The organism is Candidatus Njordibacter sp. Uisw_039 (assembly GCF_047730075.1).
Classification (GTDB): domain Bacteria; phylum Pseudomonadota; class Gammaproteobacteria; order Pseudomonadales; family Balneatricaceae; genus Njordibacter.
In genome coordinates this window covers 2,219,445-2,240,406 of the sequence record NZ_CP159831.1, presented here as the reverse complement: position 1 = coordinate 2,240,406, position 20,962 = coordinate 2,219,445, and the positions used below count along the sequence as shown (strand labels likewise).

Below are 20,962 nucleotides of genomic sequence, written 5' to 3'. Positions count from 1 at the left end.
CGAGTTCTAGGGGCGATATGAAAGACTATATACAAGGCAATACACAAAGCAATACACAAAGGAATTAACGATGCCGAATATTAAGCAGGGATTACTCAATATTAAAGAAGATTATGTTGATGGGCGGCACTGGATTATTAGGGCTGCTGGCGCTCTTTTGTTGGTATATTTATTAATGGCGTCGATATTAGGCTTTTATTGGAATAGCGAACCTGATGTTTCACCACTACCAAACTCCCAGACCGTAACAGGAGCAGCCACCACTAAAGCTCTACTGCATCTGGCTAACACCTTAATGGATAAACCTGGTGGTTATCTCTCGAACGATGTTTCCCTGCCGGGGGTGTGGATGGATAATATTCCTAACTGGGAATACGGCGTGTTAATTCAAGTGCGTGATTTATCCCGGGCGATGCGCAAAGATTTTAGCCGTTCTCAATCGCAGTCTACTGAAGATATGGATCTGGCTATTGCAGAACCACAATTTAACTTTGACAGCGAAAGCTGGATGTTGCCGTCAAGTGAAGGCGAATATCGTACTGGTGCCGATGCACTCATACGTTACTTGGATCGGCTGGCAGATCAGCAACAAAGTCAGGCGCAGTTTTATGCCCGTGCAGATAACTTAACGCGCTGGCTAGGCGATGTAGAAACCCGTTTGGGCAGCTTGTCGCAACGCCTTAGTGCTAGTGTAGGCCAAAAACGTTTAAATACAGACTTGGCGGGAGATGCTTCAGCAACGCAATCGACCACTGCCGCCACTGAACTAGAAATTAAAACACCCTGGTCAGAAATCGATGATGTGTTTTATGAGGCGCGTGGCGCCAGTTGGGCATTGATTCAACTATTTCGTGCCGTCGAGATAGATTTTAAGTCAGTGTTAGAAAAGAAAAATGCGTTGGTGAGTTTGCGGCAAATTATACGTGAGTTGGAGGCGACCCAAGAAACCTTATGGAGCCCTATGGTTATGAATGGCTCAGGCTTTGGTTTGGTGGCTAACCACTCTTTAGTAATGGCGTCTTATATAGCTCGTGCCAACGCGGCTATCATAGACTTAAGGGGGTTGTTAACTCAAGGTTGATCTGTAAATTGCCTCATCGCAAACGCAGTGAGGCGATCGTGAAGAACTTAGCCTTTGAAAGCAGCAGCGGCCACTTGGATTTTGGCCTTGGCAGACTCTACGCCTTCCCAGCTTTCAACCTTAACCCACTTACCTTTTTCTAGGTTCTTATAGTTTTCAAAGAACTCTTTGATTTGGTTACGTAATATTTCTGGTAAGTCGGTAATGTCCTGCACGTCGTTGTATGCTTGTGTTAGCTTTTCATGAGGTACAGCTAGAAGCTTAGCGTCTTCGCCAGCTTCATCAGTCATGTTCAAAACGCCCACTGGGCGACAACGGATAACACTGCCTGGTACAACAGGGTTAGGCGTAACAACTAATACGTCTAGAGCATCGCCATCGTCGGCAAGGGTGTTGTTTATGTAGCCGTAGTTGGCTGGGTAAAACATTGGTGAAGCCATGAATCGGTCAACAAATAAAGCATCTGTGTGTTTGTCAATTTCGTACTTAACGGGGCTGCTGTTGGCTGGAATTTCAATCACAACGTAGATGTCGTTAGGTAAATCTTTACCGGCTGGGATGTTTTGGTAGCTCATGATCTAGTCTGATCCTAATAATGGTTAATAACGGTATGATAACTAATATAGTACCCAATATGGCAATTAGGCTTGGTGGTAACGATTGACTCGCTCAACTTCTTCTTTGGAACCTAAAATCACCGGCACACGTTGGTGAATATGGTGAGGTTCTACGTCCATGATAGGTTTCTGGGTATCGCTGGAGGCGCCACCAGCTTGCTCAATTAGGAAACTCATGGGGTTGCCTTCGTACATTAAGCGTAGTTTGCCAGCTTTACTTGGGTCACGGCTGTCATAGGGGTACATAAATACGCCACCACGGGTCAAAATTCGGTGTACTTCAGCTACCATGGAAGCAATCCAACGCATGTTGAAACGCTTGCCTAAAGGGCCGTCCTCGCCCAGCAACAAGTCATTGACGTAGGTTTGCATGGGTGCTTGCCAAAAGCGTTGATTTGACATGTTGATAGCAAATTCTTCTGTACTTTCAGGTACTTGAATTTGGTCTTCTGTTTGGTAAAAAACGCCATCAGCGCCTAAGTTATACATAGCCACACCTTTACCTGTAGTGATGGCAAGAATTACAGAAGGTCCATACAAAACATAACCTGCAGCTATCTGTCTACGACCTGCCTGCAAAAAACTATCTGTGGTGACTTCTGTGCAATCATCGGGCAAAGCTAGCACAGAAAAAATGGTGCCTACGGTAACGTTAATATCGATATTTGAACTGCCGTCTAATGGGTCAAATGTGACAAGGTACTGGCCATCTGCATTGCCCGCAATAGCATCATCTTCTTCCTCGGACGCAATGCCGGCAACGCTACGATTAGCCAGCAAGGCTTGCTTTAGTAAATCGTTGGAAATAACGTCTAGTTTTTTCTGTATTTCACCTTGAACATTTTCTTGTTCAGCAGACCCATATAGGCCACTTAAGGCACCGCCACGCAGGCGTTCGGCAATGTTTTTACAGGTGGTGGTTATAGAGTCAACTACGGAGACAAGTTGTGGGTCAACTTGGGCTTGCTCAAAGGCTTGATTGAGGCTCAACATGAGATTTTTAGAGGTGTCCATTCTGGCGTATAAAATGTGAGCGTAATTATATGTTACTTACCACAAAAAGTCTTGCGGCTTAAGTCTAATTTGCTGCCCTTTTATGCAGTTCTAGTAGCTATCGTAATTTGCCTCCATGGCCGGTGGTAGCTTATACGCTTTTAGCTGGTACAATGATGTTGAAACTCACTTTTTATACAAGTTTATGAATCAAACAGACGCTCCTGTGCCATCTCTTTCAAGGGCACCTTATAAGGTAACTTTGGCCATTACTGGTGCTTCAGGCGTTCAGTACGGCTTGCGTTTATTGCAATGTCTGCTGGTGGCTCAGTGTGAAGTATCGCTAATGGTCTCTGCGGCAGCACAGGTGGTGCTGGTGACGGAAACAGACCTTAAAGTGCCCTCAGCAACGGCGGCGATGCAGGCCTTTTTTAGTGAGTTATATGGAGCGAAGGCGGGCCAGTTACGAGTGTTTGCTAAGCAGCAATGGATGGCTCCTGTGGCATCTGGCTCTGGTGGTGGCGACGCTATGGTGGTGTGCCCGTGCAGTACTGGTAGTTTGTCGGCAATCGCTTGTGGGGCAAGTAATAATCTTATTGAGCGTGCAGCAGACGTACATTTAAAAGAGCGCCGTAAATTGATTCTGGTGCCACGAGAAGCGCCTTATTCAGAAATTCACCTTGAGCATATGCTTAAATTAACGCGCATGGGTGCGGTGGTTATTCCTGCCAGCCCTGGGTTTTATAATCGTCCGCAAAGTGTGGCAGATATGGTGGATTTTGTGGTGGCGCGAATTATGTCGCAACTTGGTTTGCCACAGACATTAGTGCCTGCGTGGGGAGAATAGAAAAATTCCAGTAATTGCGCTGGTTTTTACTCTATTTGACTTCAATTCGAGCTATAATGTGTGCGCTAGTATTTTTACAGTTTTTAAGAGATTTTTGTCATGTCTGTCGCTGATTACATGCAACAATTAGGTGCCCAAGCTAAAGCCGCTTCCGCGGTTTTGGCGACAGCGCCGACGGTGGCAAAAAACAATGCACTTTTAGCTATGGCTAGCGCTCTAAACTCTGCGAGATCTGCCCTATTAGCAGCTAATGAAAAAGATTTAGCTGCTGGCCGGGATAACGGTTTAGATAACGCTATGCTGGACCGCCTTAGGGTCACAGACGAAGGCATTGACGCCATGATGTTAGGCTTGCGGCAGGTTGCAGAGCTGGCCGACCCTGTAGGTGAAATTTCCGAAATGAGTTTTCGTCCGTCTGGTATTCAGCTTGGTAAAATGCGGGTGCCATTGGGTGTGGTGGGAATTATTTATGAATCCCGCCCCAACGTTACTGTAGATGCCGCTAGCCTATGTATTAAATCTGGTAATGCTGCCATTTTAAGGGGTGGCTCAGAAGCCACTCATTCAAACCAAGCCATCGCTCAGTGCGTAAAGCAAGGGTTGCTCGCAGCAGAATTACCCGCTGCATCGGTCCAGGTAATTGAAACTACAGACCGAGCTGCTGTAGGCGAACTCATTACTCTGACAGAATTCGTTGACGTCATAGTGCCGCGCGGTGGCAAGGGTCTGATTAAGCGGGTGAGTGCAGAAGCACGTATTCCCGTGATTAAACATTTAGACGGCAACTGTCACGTGTATATTGATGACCAAGCTGATGCTACCAAGGCTATTAATATTGTCATTAATGCCAAAACTAGACGTTATGGTGTATGTAACGCCATGGAGTCTTTGTTGATCGCCGAGTCTCGTGCAGAAGAGTTATTACCTCAGTTGGCTCAAGGTTTACAAGAGTTTGATATTGAGCTGCGCTTGTGTCCGCGTGCCATGGTCCAAGTAGGAAGCTACCAAGGTACTATTGTTGCTGCCACAGAAGACGATTGGTATGCAGAGTATTTAGCAGCTGTGCTGTCCGTTAAAGTTGTAGCAGATATGGAGGCGGCTATCGAGCACATTAATGTTTATGGCTCCCACCATACAGATGCCATGGTCAGTGAAAATTACACCAAGGCCCGTGAGTTTATAGCGCGGGTGGATTCAAGCTCTGTGATGATAAATGCGTCCACGGCTTTTGCAGACGGTTTTGAATACGGCCTTGGTGCAGAAATTGGCATCTCTACAGACAAGATACACGCCCGCGGACCTGTTGGGCTACAAGGCCTAACGTCACAGAAGTATGTGGTTTTTGGTGATGGTCATACCCGAGTTTAATGCTAGCCCTGCAGCCACAGTTAAGCTGTTGTGGGGTGGCACCTTTGATCCAATACATCAAGGTCACGTGTCATCAGCCATTGAGCTGAGTAAATACTTAGGTGTGCAACCGGTACAACTGCTACCTAATAGCCAACCTGCCCATCGGCAAAGGCCCGTAGCAACAGCAGAGCAGAGGGCAGAGATGTTGGCTTTGGCTATTGATGCCCATGACGAATTAGCCATGGATACACGTGAGGTCAAACGTCAAGGGCCAAGTTATAGTGTGTCCACTATGGCCGAAGTAAGGCAAGAAATAGGCCCTATTATGCCATTAATATGGTGCATGGGAATGGATGCTTTTGCTGGGTTACGGCAATGGCATCGTTGGCAAGAATTATTAGATTATGGGCATGTGTTAGTGCTTACTAGGCCCGCAACCTACTGGCCGCAGGATCCTGAGCTGCTTACCTGGTATGCAACTCATAAAGTGGAGGACGCTAAACATTTGTTAGCTTCGCCATCTGGTCAGGTGGCCCACCTGAAATTAGGGCAACATGCGGTATCTGCGACGCAGATACGGCAACAGCTGTGCTTAGGTCTTAAACCAAGCGCAACAGAATTAGCGCCTGCAGTGGCACAATACATTGCAAGCCAAAGCCTATACGGCATTAATTAGATTTTTGGAACACGAATTATGGCTATGCCCATTGAAGACTTATTAACATTGATCACCAGCGCTCTAGAAGACATGAAGGGCAAAGACATCGTGCAGTTAGATGTGCGTGGCTTATCAAACGTCACTGACTATATGGTGATCGCTACTGGAACATCTAACCGTCATGTAAAATCCCTAGCCGACGAAGTGTCATTCAAAGCTAAACAAAGTGGTGTTGCACCTTTGGGTATTGAAGGTGAAATGAGTGGCGACTGGGTATTGTCAGATCTTGGTGATGTTGTGGTACACGTGATGCAAGCTGAAGCTCGTGAGTTCTACGACTTAGAGCGTTTGTGGAACCCAGCCCTTAAAGAAAATTTATCTAGCGTTGTAGAGCCCATCGTATAAATGAAAATTAAGTTGCTAGCAGTGGGCACTAAAATGCCTGCTTGGATCACTCAAGGCTATGACGAGTATGCTCGCCGTATGCCTAGTGACATGCAACTAAAATTACAGGAATTGGGTTTAGGTTTTCGAGGCAAAGGTGCGGATTTAAAACGTGCTATTGCTAAGGAAGGTGAACAGATGTTGGCCTCTATCCCAGCCCAAGACCACGTTATCGCACTTGATGTACTTGGTAAATCTTGGAGTACCGAGCAACTGGCTAAACAATGCGGTGATTGGCGTATGGGTGGTCGTAATGTCACTCTGTTGGTGGGTGGGCCAGATGGATTAGCCCAGGACTGTGTGGCAAGGGCGGACCAACGCTGGTCTTTATCTCCCCTCACGTTACCCCACCCGTTAGTACGTGTGTTATTAGCTGAGCAAATATACCGCGCTTGGAGTTTGCTCAATAACCACCCCTACCATAAGTAGCTGACCATATTATGCCTTGGTCACAAATGAATAATCAGCACCAAGAAGTAAGCCAATTTAAGGCACGTCTTTGGTGGGCCCTATTTCTTATTGTATTAGTCTTTGCAGGCATTGTTTCCCGGTTGGCTTATTTGCAAGTCTGGCAACACCAGCACTATGTCACTGAATCGGATGATAATCGCCAGCAATTACAAGCTATCGCACCTACTAGGGGATTAATATACGACACTAATGGCGACTTATTAGCGGGCAATCGTGCCAGTCATATTTTAACCTTAGTGCCCGAACAGTTAGCAGGTGGGCGGGGCAGTATTGATGGGGTCCTAGCCGAGTTGGCTCAAGTTATTACTATCGATGAAGGCGATATAAAACGCTTTAAACGCCGCTTAAATCAGCCCCGTAGGCCCCATAGCCCAGTGGCATTAAGCTTTCAATTGAATCAAACAGAAATCGCCCAAATTATTGTTAATCAACACCGCCTTCCAGGCGTGAGAATCGTTCCTGATTTAGTCCGATACTACCCTTCGGACGAGGGTTTTGTGCATGCATTAGGTTATGTGGGCCGTATTAACGACCGTGAACTCGCTAAGCTTGATAGCACTAATTACAGTGCCACTGAGCACGTCGGAAAGTTAGGCGTAGAACGTTATTACGAAACGGAATTACATGGAACTGTGGGCTACCAAACCGTAGAGACTAATGCCAGAGGCCGAGTTATACAAGTGTTAGACCGCCTTGAGCCTGTGCCAGGGAAGGACATTACCCTATTTTTAGATGCGCAATTGCAGCAAACTGCAGCGAAGCTGTTAGAGGGTAAGCGTGGTGCGATTGTGGCTATCGATCCTAGAACAGGTGGTGTGTTAGCTATGGCCAGTGCGCCAAGCTATGGAGCTAATCAATTCGTTACTGGCATTAGCAATGCTAATTACCAAGCACTGCGAAAATCTGACGACCTGCCATTGTTTAACCGAGCACTGCGTGGTCGTTACCCGCCGGCCTCAACGGTAAAACCAGTGATTGCCATTGCAGGTATTGACTCTGGCATCATATCCCGTAAATATTCCATTTGGGACCCTGGTTATTACCAACTTACCGAAGATGGACGCCTTTATCGCGATTGGAAAGAAGGGGGCCATGGGCGAGTCAACATGCACAAGTCTATCGTTGAATCTGTAGACACTTTTTATTACAGTATTGCCCATTTAATGGGTAATACACCCATGACAAAGTATCTCGCTCTTTTCGGCTTGGGCCAGGTTACTATTGCGGATCAGCCAGAAGCCATAAAGGCTGTTTTGCCTACAAAAAAATGGAAGCGAGCAAACCGCAATGCCTCCTGGTTTCGAGGAGATTCATTAAACTTAGGTATTGGCCAAGGCTTTTTATCGGCCACACCAACACAGTTAGCAACTATGGCCATGTTACTCGCCAATAAAGGCCAATGGCATCAAATCCGAATGATAAAAGCCATCGATGGCCAGGCCGTGGAAAAGGTTAGTGACATAGGCCGCAACGACCCTAAGCAGCCAGTTAATATTGAGTTAAAGCGCACTAGTGATTGGAACAAAATCCACAATGCGATGGTTGACGTTATGCATGGTAAAAAAGGTACTGGACGACGCAGTGGTGCTGACAGCAGCTATAAAATAGCTGGCAAAACTGGCACAGCTCAAGTATTAGGCATCAAGCAGGATGACACCTATGATGCTGAAAAAATTGCCGAACGATTTCGCGATCATGGCCTATACATTGGCTGGGCACCGGCCAAAGATCCAGTGATTGTTCTAGCGGTAATAATTGAAAATGGTGGTGGTGGTAGTTCCGCTGCGGCACCTTTGGCACGTAAGCTGTTTGATGTGCGTATTTTGGGTGCTATGGCTGAAGAGAAGGCTGAAGAGAAGGCTGAAGAGAAGGATGGGGCTACAAACGATGGCTGATTTCCAACGCTGGGCCCCTGAAGCAAGAAGACACTTAAAGAAAGGCCCTGGGCTGTGGCTAAAGCTCAAGTTAGACCCATGGCTGCTGCTGGTGCTATTGGCTATAATGTCGTTTGGCTTATTGGTATTGTATTCTGGCTCTGGCTCGAGTGAAACCGCTGTGAATAAACAGTTAGTGCGATATGGTTTGGCGCTGCTGGTTATGGTCATCATCACCCAAGTTAACCTACGCCATGTGCAGCGATGGATACCCTTGTTATACATTGCTGGGCTGTTGTTGCTTGTTGCTGTGTTGTTATTTGGAGCAGGTGCAAAAGGGGCTCAGCGATGGTTAGAAATCCCAGGGCTTCCTCGTTTTCAACCTTCTGAGATTATGAAGCTAGTGGTACCGTTAACCGTATCTTGGTATTTAGCTGGCCAGCCAAGGCCACCCAAGCTAATACACGTCATAGTGGCCATGGTATTAGTGGCGGTGCCAGTGCTACTGATTGCCAAGCAACCGGACTTAGGCACCTCTTTGCTTATTGGTAGTTCTGGGGTGTTTGTTGTGTTCTTTGCGGGTTTGTTGTGGCGCTACATAATTCTCGCAATGGCCTTAGGTGCCGCGGGTTTGCCTTTGATGTGGATGGGCCTGCGCGAATACCAAAAGCAACGAGTGATCACATTCTTAGATCCAGAAAGTGATCCTCTGGGTGCGGGTTGGAATATTATTCAGTCTAAAATTGCTATTGGTTCTGGTGGTATTAATGGCAAAGGTTGGCTGCAAGGGACCCAGTCTCACCTGGACTTTTTGCCGGAAACCCATACGGACTTTATAGTCGCCGTTCTGGCAGAAGAATTTGGCTTAATTGGCGTGTGTGTGTTGCTTTCACTCTATTTTTTGGTAGTGCTTAGAGGGTTGATTATTGCCGGTTATGCCACCCATCCATTTGATCGGATGTTAGCAGCGAGTTTGACTCTAACCTTCTTTGTTTATGTAGTGGTAAACGTTGGTATGGTTAGTGGCTTGTTGCCAGTGGTAGGCGTGCCCTTGCCCTTGGTAAGCTATGGAGGCACTGCGGCAGTTACCTTAATGGCTAGTATAGGCTTGTTGATGTCTATCCATGCCCGTAGGCCTCAACGCATTTAAATTGACTTAGATAGATCAACATTTATTCAGTATAACTGATCGATAAGCGTTGAGTGACCCGGGTCATCAGTTCATAACCTATGGTGCCCGCATGACGCGCCACTTCATTGATATCTAAACCTTTGCCCCATAAACACACTGGGTCTCCTACGTTAATGCCATCTAGACCTGTCACGTCTATGGTAATCATATCCATTGATACACGGCCAACTATACCTGCACGCTGCCCGTTCACCACTACGGGAGTACCAGATACTGCGCTGCGTGGGTAACCATCACCATATCCAATAGCTACAGTGGCGATGATTGAAGGCCTTTGAGCACACCATTGCTGTCCATAGCCTACGGTTTGTCCAGTCTCGATTTGACGTAAAGAAATAATGGCTGATCGTACCTGCATTACTGGCTGTAAGCCCTTGCTAGAGGGGTGGTCGGCATCTAACGGTGAATTGCCATAAAGCATAAAGCCTGGCCGGTTCCAATCACCATGGGCCTCTGGCCAAGCCATTATAGCAGCTGAGTTGGCTATGCTTACAGGATGTTTAAAACGCTTAGAGGTTTCTGTAAATAGCTGCACCTGATCCAAGGTGAAGTTGTTACTGGTTTCGTCGGCACTAGCAAGATGAGTGGCAAATACCATTTCCTCAGAGACATTAGAACTGGCAAACAACTGTTGGTAAAAGCCTTCCACTCGCTGAGGGTTTAAGCCCAAACGGTGCATGCCGGTGTCTATCTTAATCCACACTTTCAGTGGTTTAGTTACGCTAGCATTCAAGATGGCATCAACTTGTATAGGGTCTTCTACCATAACCCAAAAACCATGTTCGGCAGCAATAGCCACTTCGTCGGCTGTAAAAGTGCCCTCTAATAGCAATATGGGTTTGTTGATACCGGCCTTACGTAGTGCTAAGGCCTCTTCTATGCAGGCAACGCCAAATGCGGGTGCATAAGGTTGCAAGGCGGTGGCGCACGCCACCGCCCCATGACCGTATGCATTGGCTTTAACTACGGCCATGGTTTGGGCATTGGGAGCGAGTTGACAAGCCCATTGATAATTGTGAATCAATGCAGCAAGGTCAACCACAATGTGGCTAGGACGGGCCATGGGGAGATCTCTAGTAGTTAAATTTGCCTGCGCTATATAGCTTAGCTGCTTTTTCCCAAATAGGACCTGGCATACCGTCGCCTATAGCTTTGTCATTAATATGGGTGACAGGAGCGATCTCTTTACTGGAACTGGAAATCCAAATTTCGTCGGCATCAAACACTTCTTGTTTAGTGACGACACGCTCTTCTACGGCAATGCTGCCCTCATCCCGCAATACACCTAAGGCAATGAGTCGAGTAATGCCGGGTAATATTTGGTGATCTAAAATAGGTGTAATAACGGTGCCATTTTTGACAATGTAGGCATTACAAGCACCACATTCGGTGAGCTCATCGTTGCCATTAAACAACAGCACTTCACCACTTCCCTGGCTATAACCCTGCTGATAATGCATCACATTACCGAGCAAAGAAATTGACTTTATGTTACAACGCTGCCAGCGCTGATCTTGCATAGTAGTTACTCTATACGCATTCACTTTGTCTCTTTCTGGAATAGGAGCAGGCGGGATGTCCGTAGGCATGGCGAACACGGTAGGCGTTACACCTTTAGGGTATGGATGATGACGTTTAGTGTCGGCCCCACGAGTGACGTGCAAGTACAAACCAACTTGGGTGTTAGGGTTGCGTTGAATAATCTCTTGGCACAGTTCGCGCCACTGTGCATGACTCCAGTTTAGTTCAATTTCCAAGGCGCCTAAGCCCTCGATCATACGGTCAATATGGGGACCAAATCCGACCATTTTCCCAGCGTAAGAAGGAATGACTTCATAGATACCATCACCAAACAAAAAACCTCGATCAAGAGGGGAAATACGGGCTTCTTCAATTGGCATATAGGTGCCATTAAGGTAAACAATGCTCATAACTTAATCTCTAATAATTTGACTAACCAGTTGGCTGGCGCTATCGGCTAATAACTGTGGTAACAAGCGGTCTTCATCTTGGCGCCAACCACAGCAAAATTTTAATTTTGGTGGTGCTGGATCAACATTAAATGCGATAAGCCGCTCGGCCTTTAACGCATCTTCGACAATAGGCTGTGGCAGTAATGCAATGCCAGCGCCTTGTTCGGCCATGGCTAACAAGCCAGACACGGAATTGCTGGTATGAAATTTAGGCTTTTCTACCACTTGGCTAAACAATTCTTGTAAGTGTTTACCAGGTCCGGTGGCCGCAGGAAAGCTTAAGATTGGGCAGCGGCTTAGGGCTGTGATGTCCATGTTGCGGCTACCCTTAGCAAAGTGAGGGTTACCAACCCAGGTTTGTGGGAGGGCGCTTAATGGCTGTGTATTAACGGTAATGGCTTGCCCGGTGTAGACCATCAGAGCTAGGTCGAGCTGATGCTCTTCCAGCTGTTTATATAACGCTAATGACAGGTCAATAGTGAGTTCAAATTGAATAAGGGGATGCTGTTCACGCCAGACTTTTAACAAATCCCTTAGCCATAAGTGCGCTACAGTATCTGCAATACCAATACGAAACACACCTTGTTGGGGCGCATCATCTTGTAGCTGGGCTTTCATTTCATTACTGATCGACACTAAACGTTCTGCAAAAGGCAGTAGCTGTCTGCCACGGGCAGTGAGCTTGGTGCCACTTTGATCGCGCTTAAATAACTTAACACCCAAATCTTCTTCGAGGGTGGCAATACGTGCAGAAATTGCAGGCTGGGAAGCATGTAACTGAGCTGCAGCACCATGAAAACTGCCTAAGGTCGCTACCTTTATAAAGCTATTGAGGTTCCGAAGACGCACATTCTGCTCCTACATTTAATGGGCTGAACAAAACTAATTACTAAAACCGGTTATTTGGCGCAATTGCTCAATCACAGTTTGACCTTCACTCACCGGCAAGCCATCTTCTGTGAGTTGATTTATACGTGTCACACCATCCACGCTGCCAAGGTCTGATAAATATTGCAAAATAGCTAAGGGATCAATTTTAGCTAATAAATCTTGTCCCTGCCATAGGCCGAGGAAGGCGATCATACCATAAGCGCCCCAGTTAGAAACGTCGGCAACGATGAGCTCGTCTGCGCTGGTGACCGCAGGCACGATATCAAGCTTTTCAAGCACATGAATAATTTTCCCCATGCCTATTTCATTACCCCCATCACCCACAGCAATAGTGGGGCAGTCAGCCCATGTCATAAAGCCATCAAAACAAGCGGTTCGCTCACTGATACTTTCGCCACGCATGTTGTAATACCCACCATCTTGGGCCTGACCTGGACGTTCGATAGAAACAATGGCTTGGGGATTAAAGTGCTTAAGTGCTGCTAAGGTATCAGCTTCTACATGGGTATGATCACCTACACGGATTTCATGAGTACGATAACGCCCGGCGAGCGCGCCCACCAGAGGTTGGCCACACACAATCACAGGTACAGCGCCTAAGTGCTCTAGACTGTCGTAAAGGGCGATCGTGCCCACAGGTCCATCGGTCTCAAAAGTGCCTACCACAGGGAATCCAGTGCCAATAAGCACCGTGGCACCTGGCTTACCCTTAATGCAGTTTTGTAAAATATGGGCAGCCCGCAGGCAATAGCCTGCTGCCAATGCTGGCTGCACTTGGGCCATGCCGCGAGGGTTGCGGGCCACCAAGGCGTTTTCAATCTGTTGGCTTAGTTGTTGGTCGTTTGGCATGATTAATCCTTCAGTTGCAGCAGTGCAGTGGCATCAAATTTAAGCTGCGCCAAAGTATTGATAGTATGGGCTTGGTGTAAATCCACGGCTTCAAAACGCAGGGTATCACCAGGCCTTAGTTGGGCAAGTCGTGCCGTATCACGGGCCATAACGGCGCCTATTTTGGGGTAGCCACCAATGGTTTGGCGGTCATTAAGCAATACAATAGGCTGTCCATCTGCTGGCACTTGAACGGCGCCTAAACAAATACCTTCAGAAAGCATTTGTTGAGATGGACAGGATACAGCTGGCCCTTCAAGACGCATGCCCATGCGGTCACTCCGATCAGTGACGGCATATTGGCCATGAAAAAAACGAGCCCTTGTAACAGGGTCGAATTGATGATGTTGATAGCCAGGTAATAGACGTAATACTGTATCTGCACCATTTTTGTCGGTGCCCTCTTGTCCGTACAATGGCCAATGCGCTTCAGGCAATGCCTGGCGTAACAATGTAGTGATTTCGGTGCAGGGTAGGCTATCATTGGTTGCAAGCTTAGCGCCATTCAAGCCACCTACTTTTTCACGCATTACTGTGGCGCTGCTACCAAAACTTGGGCTAATGTTAAAGCCACCGGCCACGCCTACATAACTGCGACAACCATGGCTAGAATAACCAAGTTTTATCTCGTCTCCGTTAACCACTTTGTGGCTGCTCCATAAGGCTTTATTAACGCCATTTATGGTTAAATTTAAATGGGCCCCTGTTACGCAAAAGTAACTGTCTGTTTGGGCTAGTAGTTGTAAGCCACCAAAGCTGACCTCAATAGCACAAGCGTTAGGAGTGTTGTGCAGCAATCGATTGGCCCATAAAAATGCTTCACTATCCAATGGCCCACCAGTGGTCAAGCCAATGTCATGCTGACCAAAGCGACCAAGGTCTTGTATTAGGCTAAGTAAGCCAGGCTGGAGGACTTTAAAGCTCATGCAGCTGACCCCCCATAGCTAGGTATTGTTGCTCGTCTATGGGATCAAATTGTACACGATCACCTACGGATACTGGCATATGGGGTTGCTTTGCAGCGTTAAACATAGGCGTAGGGCAAAGGCCGATAAGATTCCATCCCCCAGGAGAGCTTGCTGGATATACTGCAGTTTGGCGGTCTGCTATGGCGACAGCGCCAGCAGGCACTTTAACCCTAGGGGTGGCCAGCCGTGGCGCAGCAAGACGTTCGTCTACTTCGCCTAAGTAGGCGAAGCCTGGAGCAAAACCAATGGCATAGACACGGTATTCTGTGGCGCTATGAATGGCGATGACTTGCGCTACCGAAAGTCCTGCATTTTGGGCTAGTAGTGACAGTTCTGGACCATACTTAGGGCTATAAAAAACCGGCATCCTAACCAATTGACCGCTATCTTGGTTAAGTTTCTTGGGTGCGTTCAATATGGACCTTAGGGCTTTTTTTGCCCATAAATGATCGCACTGTGTAGTGTCATAAATAACCAGTAGGGATGCATAGGACGCCACTAAATCAATTAAACGATTACCAAAGTGTTGTTTAATCTGCTCACAAGATGCCGCAATAGCCGCACTTACGACAGGGCTAATGTGTAAGCTATCAGGATCACCGAAATAGACCATATAACTATTTTCACTGGCTATTTCTATATGTGCTTGTTTAGTGCTCATGGCTTTAGGTTATGCCTTGCCAGCCAATGGAATATCCATTAATTGGCGAATTGACGTAATTGCTGCAATGCCGGCATCATTGTCTCCGTGCACACAGAGGCTATCTACCTTAAGATGCAAGGTTGCACCACTGGCGCTGGTAATCGTGCCGTGCTGCGTTAACTGTTGTACTTGTTTGAGCATGGCATCATGATCTAGTACGGCGCCAGCTTTAGAACGGGCCATCAAACTACCATCATCTTCATAACAACGATCGGCAAAAGCCTCAAAGTACAATTCCAGCTGTAAGTCTTGTGCCTGTTGTAGATGCTCCTCAGCGTTCGCGTTGGCTTGCAGCATTAATTTTAATGGCGGATTTGCTTCCCTATTGGCCGTTGCTCGGGTTGGGTAGCTACTTACTGCTTGCATAATGGCATTTCGCACCGCTACTTTACTCATCATGTCGTTGTACAAAGCGCCATGGGGTTTTACATAACTTAGTGTTAGCCCTTGGCATGCAGCCATGCCTTCCATAGCAGCGATCTGATAATGCATAAATGCAATTATTTCTTGCTCTGAACAGTTCATGGAGCGGCGCCCAAAACCCACCAGATCTGGGTATGCAGGGTGAGCACCCACCATCACCTTGTGTTGCTTTGCTAATGCCAAAGTGTGTTGCATTACCTGTGGGTCACCTGCATGAAAACCACAGGCAATGTTAGCTTGGTCAATGTGCGGCATGGCTCTGGCGTCATGGCCTATAGTCCAAGAGCCGTAGCTTTCGCCTAAATCGCAATTAAGCAACATAAAATCTTCCTTGCCTAGAATATGGCTAGTTGGCTGTTAGGTAAATCGGTTACCAGCATACATCCTGGCGCATGGGTAATACAAAATGGTGGTTTAGCATTTTCAACGGCCACTTGTGGGGTTACACCACAGGCCCAGTAGACTGGAACTTCGCCTTCGTTAACGGTAACCTTGTCTCCAAAATCAGGCTGGTTTAGATCCCCAATGCCGATCTCGCTGGGCTCTCCAAAGTGTACTGGAGCCCCATGCACAGATGGGAAGCGGCTACATATCTGAATGGCTCGGATAGCGTCAGCGGGTTTGTATGGGCGCATACTTACTACCATGTTCCCTGCAAATGGCCCTGCTGCTTTACAGGCAATGTTGGTGCGATACATGGGTACGTTTACACCTTCTGTAAGGTTACGAACATCTAGGCCGTCGGCTAGCAGCGCTTCTTCAAAAGAGAAAGAACAACCCAGCACAAAAGCCACTAAGTCGTCACGCCAATGGTCTAGAATATTGGTGACTTGATGTTCAGCCTGACCATGATTAAATAGTCTATACTGGGGTATGTCAGTGCGTAGGTCGATGTCTTTGCCCAGGCTTTTTAAACGGAAGTCGCCAGGGTTTTCTGACATGCCAATAATAGGGCATGGCTTGGGATTTAGGTGGCAGAATTTTAAAAAGTCATTGGCATACTCGGCGGGTAAAATGCACAGGTTGCCCTGCACGTAACCGGGACATAATCCAGAGGTATTGCTGGTCATAGACCCGTTACGAATCTGTTGCCTAAGTTGCAGTGGTGAAAGGGTCATAGGGCTTCCGACGATTAATGATGGCTATATATGTAGTAACATGTATTTTGCAGGCCAAGGGGGGTAAGTGTCTAATTAAATCTATTTCGAGTATTGATAGATATATTCTATCAATAATTGGCTTATTGATAATTTAACGGCTTAATTGATAGCTTTTATTGAGAAGAAACAAAACCAGCATGATGTGGGTATAAGCTGGCGACGTGGAATTTCCAAGGAGAAGGATGTGAAAAAGATAGTATTAGGTTGTCTGCTCGTTGGACTTTTTAGCGTACATGCTGATGCTGGTTTTGACCACAGAGATGACGTTTCACAGTGGCTAGATGAAGCTGGTGGTTTAGGGTTTACTAAAACTGAGGTGGCGCAGTATTTGGCACAAACTACAGCTAAACCAAGTATTGTGCCGGTGTTACGTAACGCTCCGGAACGCAAGCTATTATGGAGTGGTTATCAGCAGCGGCTGGTGACCTCATCGCGTATTAAACGAGGCCGAGGCTTTGTCAAAAAACATGCTGCCCAATTACATTTGGTGGCCCAAGAAACTGGAGTTGACGCGGCCATTGTTGCAGCTATTGCAGGCATAGAGAGTAATTACGGCGCTAACATGGGAAAGCATTTAACCTTGCGTGTGTTGGCAACATTATCATTTGACTATCCCCGCAGAAGTAAATTTTACCAGCGTCAATTAGCGGAGTTCTTCCGCCTTTGCTATAGGCAGGGCTTAGATCCCACACTGGTTAAAGGGTCTGCAGCAGGCGCGGTGGGTATGGGGCAGTTTATACCTACAAGCTATCGTGATTTTGCGGTGGATGGCGATGGCGACGCGCGCATCGATTTATTCCACAGCGAGGCTGATAATATAGCCAGTATTGCCAATTACCTTGCCCGTCACGGTTGGGAGGCTGGTGCACCATGGCTGTTGGAGGTGGACACACAAGTGGAACCAGTTTGGCTGAGTAAAAAGGTCAAGCGACAAGGAGTGGCTTTAGCTAAATGGCAGGGCAGGGGTATAGTGGTACCCACATCAGTAGATAGCACTGCGGAGTTTAATTTGTATGCTTTCTCAACTGAAGGTCAAAGCGAATATCGCCTAGCAGGAGCTAACTTCTACGCCATAACACGTTATAATCATTCCCTTTGGTATAGTCGAGCGGTGGTGGAAATTGCCCAAGGTATTGCCAAACCCTAAACTAGGTTTTCAATATGCAATATAGATCTCGACTCATTTTAAGCGCTTTTCTGGTGCTGGCTGTTAGTGCTTGCTCTAATACCAGCAGCCAGCCTAGCGGTATGTCACAATCGGCGGTGGTATCGGCGGCGAAAGCTAAAACTGAAGCTCGCTATGCTATTAAACAAGACTTGGGGCCTAAGCAGCACCTAGATATGAGTAAAGCCCCCGATGCAATTCCTAAAGTAGAGCCCCACAGCCGTGGTGGTAACAAGAGTCGATATGAAGTGTGGGGTAAATCTTATTCTGTAATGGCGTCTAGTTTAGGCTTTAAACAGCGTGGTTTAGCCTCTTGGTACGGCCAAAAATTTCACGGTCATTTAACCTCTAATGGTGAGATCTATGACATGTACGCAATGAGCGCAGCCCATAAATCTTTGCCTTTACCAACTTACGCTCGTATTACTAATCTGGCCAATAATAAGACGGTGATTGTTAGGGTTAACGATCGAGGCCCGTTTCATGGCGATCGCGTGATTGACTTGTCTTATGCTGCTGCCAGCAAGTTAGATTATCGTAAGACAGGTGTGGCAGAAGTGTTGGTTGAGGCCATTGACGCAAGTCAATGGAGTCCTGCGCTAGAGCAAAGTATTCGCAAGCAGCGTAACTACAGCAGTTTTTCGTCATCACAAAGTGTGGCTAAGGCACCAGCTAAGTCTACCGCTAAGCCTGTTGTTCAAGCGCAGGTCTCACCCCAGAATGAAATTCGCCAACAATATAAACGTGTGGCGGACTATTACGTGCAAGTGGCTGCGGTGTCAAAGATTGGTGGCGCTTTGTTGTTGCGAAATACTCTAGTGCAAGAGCTTAGGCGTTCTAATGTATTTGTAGAGCAGGCTAGTGATCGACCCGATTTATTTCGTGTGTTAATTGGGCCTCTCACAGATGCCAACAGCGCAGTTGTATTAATGCAGCGATTGGTGGCGTTGGGGCGTGGTCAAGGGCTTATGATAAAGCCTTAATTTTCTGCCTCAAGCACTGGTCTCATGCTATAATCTTGGCCGTTAAAAATTGCCAGTGGAAATTTTGAGTTTTCATTGAGCCAACACATTAAGGTAGTTTGAGTATGGCAAATTTTGTGGCTTCGGCTAAATTACTATTCTGTAAAGTTAGACAAGCAATACAGCATGGGCTTAGGGCTGCGGCGCTAGTCACGGCCGCAACTATGTTCCTGACTGTTAGCCTCGTTATTCCAGCACAAGCTGCTCAAGCATTAGTGCCTCAACCACCCCAACTTGGGGCTAGAGCATATATATTGATTGATGCGGTAACTGGCAAGGTCATCGCTGAAATGAACGCTGATGAAATGTTACCCCCTGCTAGCTTAACCAAGATGATGACAGCCTATATGCTGGCCTATGAGGTGGCTGCTGGTAACGTTTCCTTAGACGATCAGGTGCGCATTAGTGAAAAGGCATGGCGTACAAAAGGCTCGCGCATGTTTATCCAAGAAGGTAAATTTGTTAAGTTGGAAGACTTAATGCGTGGCATTATTATCCAATCTGGCAACGACGCGAGTGTGGCAGTTGCAGAACATTTAGCCGGTACTGAAGAAGCTTTTGCAGACTTAATGAATCAACACGCAACTCGTATGGGTATGACTAAAACTCATTTCAGTAACTCCACAGGCTGGCCAGCAGAAGGTCATTTAACTACAGCAAGAGATCTAGCTATTTTGGCACGGGCTATTATTCTTGACCATCCAGAGAATTACTTGGTGTATGCCGAAAAAGAATTTACCTTTAATAAAATTAGACAACCAAACCGTAATAAGTTGTTGTGGCGTGATAGCACAGTGGATGGCATGAAGACTGGTTATACCTCAGATGCAGGGTACTGTTTAGTGGCATCAGCTAAAAAGGATGGCCAGCGATTAATCTCAGTTATTTTAGGTGCTTCAGGCACCGAAGCTCGAGCTCAAGAATCTCAAAAACTCATCACCTACGGCATGCGGTTTTTTGAAACACATGTTCTTTACGATGCCCAAGAAGTCCTTGCCAAAGCGCGAATTTGGGGTGGTGCAAAAGATTATATAGAATTGTTACTTGAACGTGATGTAGCCGTAACTATTCCCCGTGGCCAGGCCAAGTACATTAAAGCCACCATGGAAATTAATAAAGGTATTGAAGCACCATTGTCTGCGGGTGATGTATTAGGTAAGCTGGTAATTACCCTAGATACAGACGTCATTCTTGAGCGAGATCTAATGGCCCGTAAAGGCATGCTTGAAGGTGGCTTTTTCAAAGGCATTGCAGACACTCTGAGGCGGATAACAAGTGGGGAATGATGAAAGTTAAGCCTGAAGCCCCTAAAATTGAATTCCCCTGTGCTAACTATAGTATGAAAATTGTCGGTCGTAAAACGGCCGATTATCACGCATGGGTTGTTCAGTGTGTGCAGCAGTTAGCACCAGATCTAGACCCCAAAAAAGTACAGGTGGTTGATAGCCGCAATGGCACGTTTCAGTCCATACGTGTTGCGGTAACCGCCCAAAGTGCAGACCACTTGCAACAGATACACCAAACACTAATGGCCAGTGGAAAGGTCAAACTTGTCCTCTAGCTCAGTCGCGAATGAAGGCGTGTTAATAAGACTGTTAGGCCCCCAAGCCTACGAACTAAGCTGGCAAGCGATGCAAGATTTTACCAACCAGCGAGATGCAACTACCTTGGATGAAATATGGGTGTTGCAACACCTCCCCGTATTCACCCAGGGCCAGGCTGGTAAAGCAGAACATATGCTGGACCAAGGCACTATTCCTTTAGTGCAATCGGATCGCGGTGGTCAAGTGACATACCATGGTCCGGGGCAGTTGATGATGTATCTAATGCTAGATTTAAAACGCTTAAGTATAGGTGTTAGGGTGCTGGTTGCGCATATGGAGAAAGCCCTCATCGACTGCTTACGCAACTATGGTATCGCCGCCAATGCAGACACTAAAGCCCCGGGTGTGTTCGTGCAAGGCAGTAAAATAGCCTCTTTGGGCCTGCGGGTCCGTAAAGGGTGCAGTTTTCATGGCCTAGCCCTGAACGTAGACATGGATCTTAGCCCTTTTGAACGCATTAACCCATGCGGCTACCCCGGTTTAGATATGGTGCAAATGATCGATTTCACCAACCCCATTGAGTTCGATAAAGTGGCCCTTAATATGTGCCAACATTTAGTAAAACAATTGCAGTACCAACACGTTAATAAAACTCAACAAGCTTGGGTTGAACATCATTGAATATAACCGACGAGCGA

At 46.9% G+C, this 20,962-nt stretch carries 23 protein-coding genes; 13 read left to right on the top strand and 10 right to left on the bottom strand.

All coding sequences use genetic code 11. The annotated features are described in order from the left end of the window. Positions 1-70: 70 nt before the first annotated feature. Positions 71-1,081 carry a DUF2333 family protein gene (locus ABXT70_RS10565; protein ID WP_443640455.1) on the top strand — a complete coding sequence of 337 codons (1,011 nt, stop codon included), beginning with the start codon at positions 71-73 and terminating at the stop codon, positions 1,079-1,081. Between the two features lie 47 nt (positions 1,082-1,128). Here the strand turns inward: ABXT70_RS10565 and ppa are convergent, their stop codons facing one another. Continuing rightward, positions 1,129-1,656 (bottom strand): inorganic diphosphatase, encoded by a 528-nt coding sequence (gene ppa / locus ABXT70_RS10560; protein WP_443640454.1) that lies wholly within the window; start codon positions 1,654-1,656, stop codon positions 1,129-1,131. Between the two features lie 66 nt (positions 1,657-1,722). After that, positions 1,723-2,712 carry a class 1 fructose-bisphosphatase gene (locus ABXT70_RS10555; RefSeq protein WP_443640453.1) on the bottom strand — a complete coding sequence of 330 codons (990 nt, stop codon included), beginning with the start codon at positions 2,710-2,712 and terminating at the stop codon, positions 1,723-1,725. Between the two features lie 184 nt (positions 2,713-2,896). On the opposite strand from ABXT70_RS10555, the gene ABXT70_RS10550 reads away from it, so the two are divergent. The 7 genes from ABXT70_RS10550 to rodA all read left to right on the top strand — a co-directional run bounded on the left by ABXT70_RS10550 (position 2,897) and on the right by rodA (position 9,485). Beyond that, a complete protein-coding gene (locus ABXT70_RS10550) occupies positions 2,897-3,538 on the top strand; it encodes a flavin prenyltransferase UbiX (protein ID WP_443640452.1) in 642 nt (213 codons plus the stop codon). A 99-nt stretch (positions 3,539-3,637) separates the two neighbouring features. Further along, positions 3,638-4,906 carry a glutamate-5-semialdehyde dehydrogenase gene (locus ABXT70_RS10545; protein WP_443640451.1) on the top strand — a complete coding sequence of 423 codons (1,269 nt, stop codon included), beginning with the start codon at positions 3,638-3,640 and terminating at the stop codon, positions 4,904-4,906. Next, on the top strand, positions 4,887-5,564 hold the full coding sequence (nadD, locus tag ABXT70_RS10540) for a nicotinate-nucleotide adenylyltransferase (protein ID WP_443640450.1): 678 nt from the start codon (positions 4,887-4,889) through the stop codon (positions 5,562-5,564). Before ABXT70_RS10545 ends, nadD begins: the two co-directional genes overlap by 20 nt. Positions 5,565-5,582: 18 nt before the next feature. Further along, a complete protein-coding gene (gene rsfS, locus ABXT70_RS10535; RefSeq protein ID WP_443640449.1) occupies positions 5,583-5,951 on the top strand; it encodes a ribosome silencing factor in 369 nt (122 codons plus the stop codon). After that, positions 5,952-6,419: a 23S rRNA (pseudouridine(1915)-N(3))-methyltransferase RlmH gene (gene rlmH / locus ABXT70_RS10530; RefSeq protein ID WP_443640448.1), complete on the top strand. Its 468-nt coding sequence runs from the start codon at positions 5,952-5,954 to the stop codon at positions 6,417-6,419. Positions 6,420-6,445: 26 nt separating this feature from the next. After that, positions 6,446-8,356 (top strand): penicillin-binding protein 2, encoded by a 1,911-nt coding sequence (mrdA, locus tag ABXT70_RS10525; RefSeq protein ID WP_443640447.1) that lies wholly within the window; start codon positions 6,446-6,448, stop codon positions 8,354-8,356. After that, positions 8,349-9,485 carry a rod shape-determining protein RodA gene (rodA, locus tag ABXT70_RS10520; protein ID WP_443640446.1) on the top strand — a complete coding sequence of 379 codons (1,137 nt, stop codon included), beginning with the start codon at positions 8,349-8,351 and terminating at the stop codon, positions 9,483-9,485. Before mrdA ends, rodA begins: the two co-directional genes overlap by 8 nt. Before the next feature lie 22 nt (positions 9,486-9,507). On the opposite strand, the gene alr is transcribed toward rodA, so the two are convergent. From alr to ABXT70_RS10480, 8 genes are read right to left on the bottom strand one after another with little or no spacing between them, the layout of a single operon-like run. Continuing rightward, positions 9,508-10,590, bottom strand: coding sequence for an alanine racemase (alr, locus tag ABXT70_RS10515; RefSeq protein WP_443640445.1), 1,083 nt, complete (start codon positions 10,588-10,590; stop codon positions 9,508-9,510). 10 nt (positions 10,591-10,600) lie between these two features. Beyond that, entirely contained in the window at positions 10,601-11,458 is an 858-nt protein-coding gene (locus tag ABXT70_RS10510; RefSeq protein ID WP_443640444.1) for an aminotransferase class IV, read from the bottom strand. Between the two features lie 3 nt (positions 11,459-11,461). Next, the gene (locus ABXT70_RS10505; RefSeq protein ID WP_443640443.1) at positions 11,462-12,349 is read right to left on the bottom strand and encodes a LysR family transcriptional regulator; all 888 of its coding nucleotides are present in this window, start codon (positions 12,347-12,349) and stop codon (positions 11,462-11,464) included. 33 nt (positions 12,350-12,382) lie between these two features. Continuing rightward, positions 12,383-13,240 (bottom strand): glutamate cyclase domain-containing protein, encoded by an 858-nt coding sequence (locus tag ABXT70_RS10500; protein WP_443640442.1) that lies wholly within the window; start codon positions 13,238-13,240, stop codon positions 12,383-12,385. A gap of 2 nt (positions 13,241-13,242) precedes the next feature. Next, positions 13,243-14,205: a biotin-dependent carboxyltransferase family protein gene (locus ABXT70_RS10495; protein ID WP_443640441.1), complete on the bottom strand. Its 963-nt coding sequence runs from the start codon at positions 14,203-14,205 to the stop codon at positions 13,243-13,245. After that, positions 14,195-14,908: a 5-oxoprolinase subunit PxpB gene (gene pxpB, locus ABXT70_RS10490; RefSeq protein ID WP_443640440.1), complete on the bottom strand. Its 714-nt coding sequence runs from the start codon at positions 14,906-14,908 to the stop codon at positions 14,195-14,197. The genes ABXT70_RS10495 and pxpB overlap by 11 nt, the downstream gene beginning before the upstream one ends. A gap of 9 nt (positions 14,909-14,917) precedes the next feature. Further along, positions 14,918-15,694 (bottom strand): 5-oxoprolinase subunit PxpA, encoded by a 777-nt coding sequence (locus ABXT70_RS10485; RefSeq protein ID WP_443640439.1) that lies wholly within the window; start codon positions 15,692-15,694, stop codon positions 14,918-14,920. Positions 15,695-15,708: 14 nt separating this feature from the next. Further along, entirely contained in the window at positions 15,709-16,491 is a 783-nt protein-coding gene (locus ABXT70_RS10480; RefSeq protein WP_443640438.1) for a putative hydro-lyase, read from the bottom strand. Between the two features lie 226 nt (positions 16,492-16,717). On the opposite strand from ABXT70_RS10480, the gene ABXT70_RS10475 reads away from it, so the two are divergent. The 5 genes from ABXT70_RS10475 to lipB all read left to right on the top strand — a co-directional run bounded on the left by ABXT70_RS10475 (position 16,718) and on the right by lipB (position 20,945). Further along, positions 16,718-17,680: a lytic murein transglycosylase gene (locus ABXT70_RS10475; protein ID WP_443640437.1), complete on the top strand. Its 963-nt coding sequence runs from the start codon at positions 16,718-16,720 to the stop codon at positions 17,678-17,680. 14 nt (positions 17,681-17,694) lie between these two features. Next, positions 17,695-18,681 carry a septal ring lytic transglycosylase RlpA family protein gene (locus ABXT70_RS10470; protein WP_443640436.1) on the top strand — a complete coding sequence of 329 codons (987 nt, stop codon included), beginning with the start codon at positions 17,695-17,697 and terminating at the stop codon, positions 18,679-18,681. Between the two features lie 104 nt (positions 18,682-18,785). Further along, on the top strand, positions 18,786-20,006 hold the full coding sequence (locus tag ABXT70_RS10465) for a D-alanyl-D-alanine carboxypeptidase family protein (protein WP_443640435.1): 1,221 nt from the start codon (positions 18,786-18,788) through the stop codon (positions 20,004-20,006). Then, complete coding sequence (locus ABXT70_RS10460; RefSeq protein WP_443640434.1) at positions 20,003-20,281, top strand: YbeD family protein; 279 nt, start codon at positions 20,003-20,005, stop codon at positions 20,279-20,281. The genes ABXT70_RS10465 and ABXT70_RS10460 overlap by 4 nt, the downstream gene beginning before the upstream one ends. Beyond that, entirely contained in the window at positions 20,271-20,945 is a 675-nt protein-coding gene (gene lipB / locus ABXT70_RS10455) for a lipoyl(octanoyl) transferase LipB (RefSeq protein WP_443640433.1), read from the top strand. Before ABXT70_RS10460 ends, lipB begins: the two co-directional genes overlap by 11 nt. Positions 20,946-20,962: the final 17 nt, after the last annotated feature.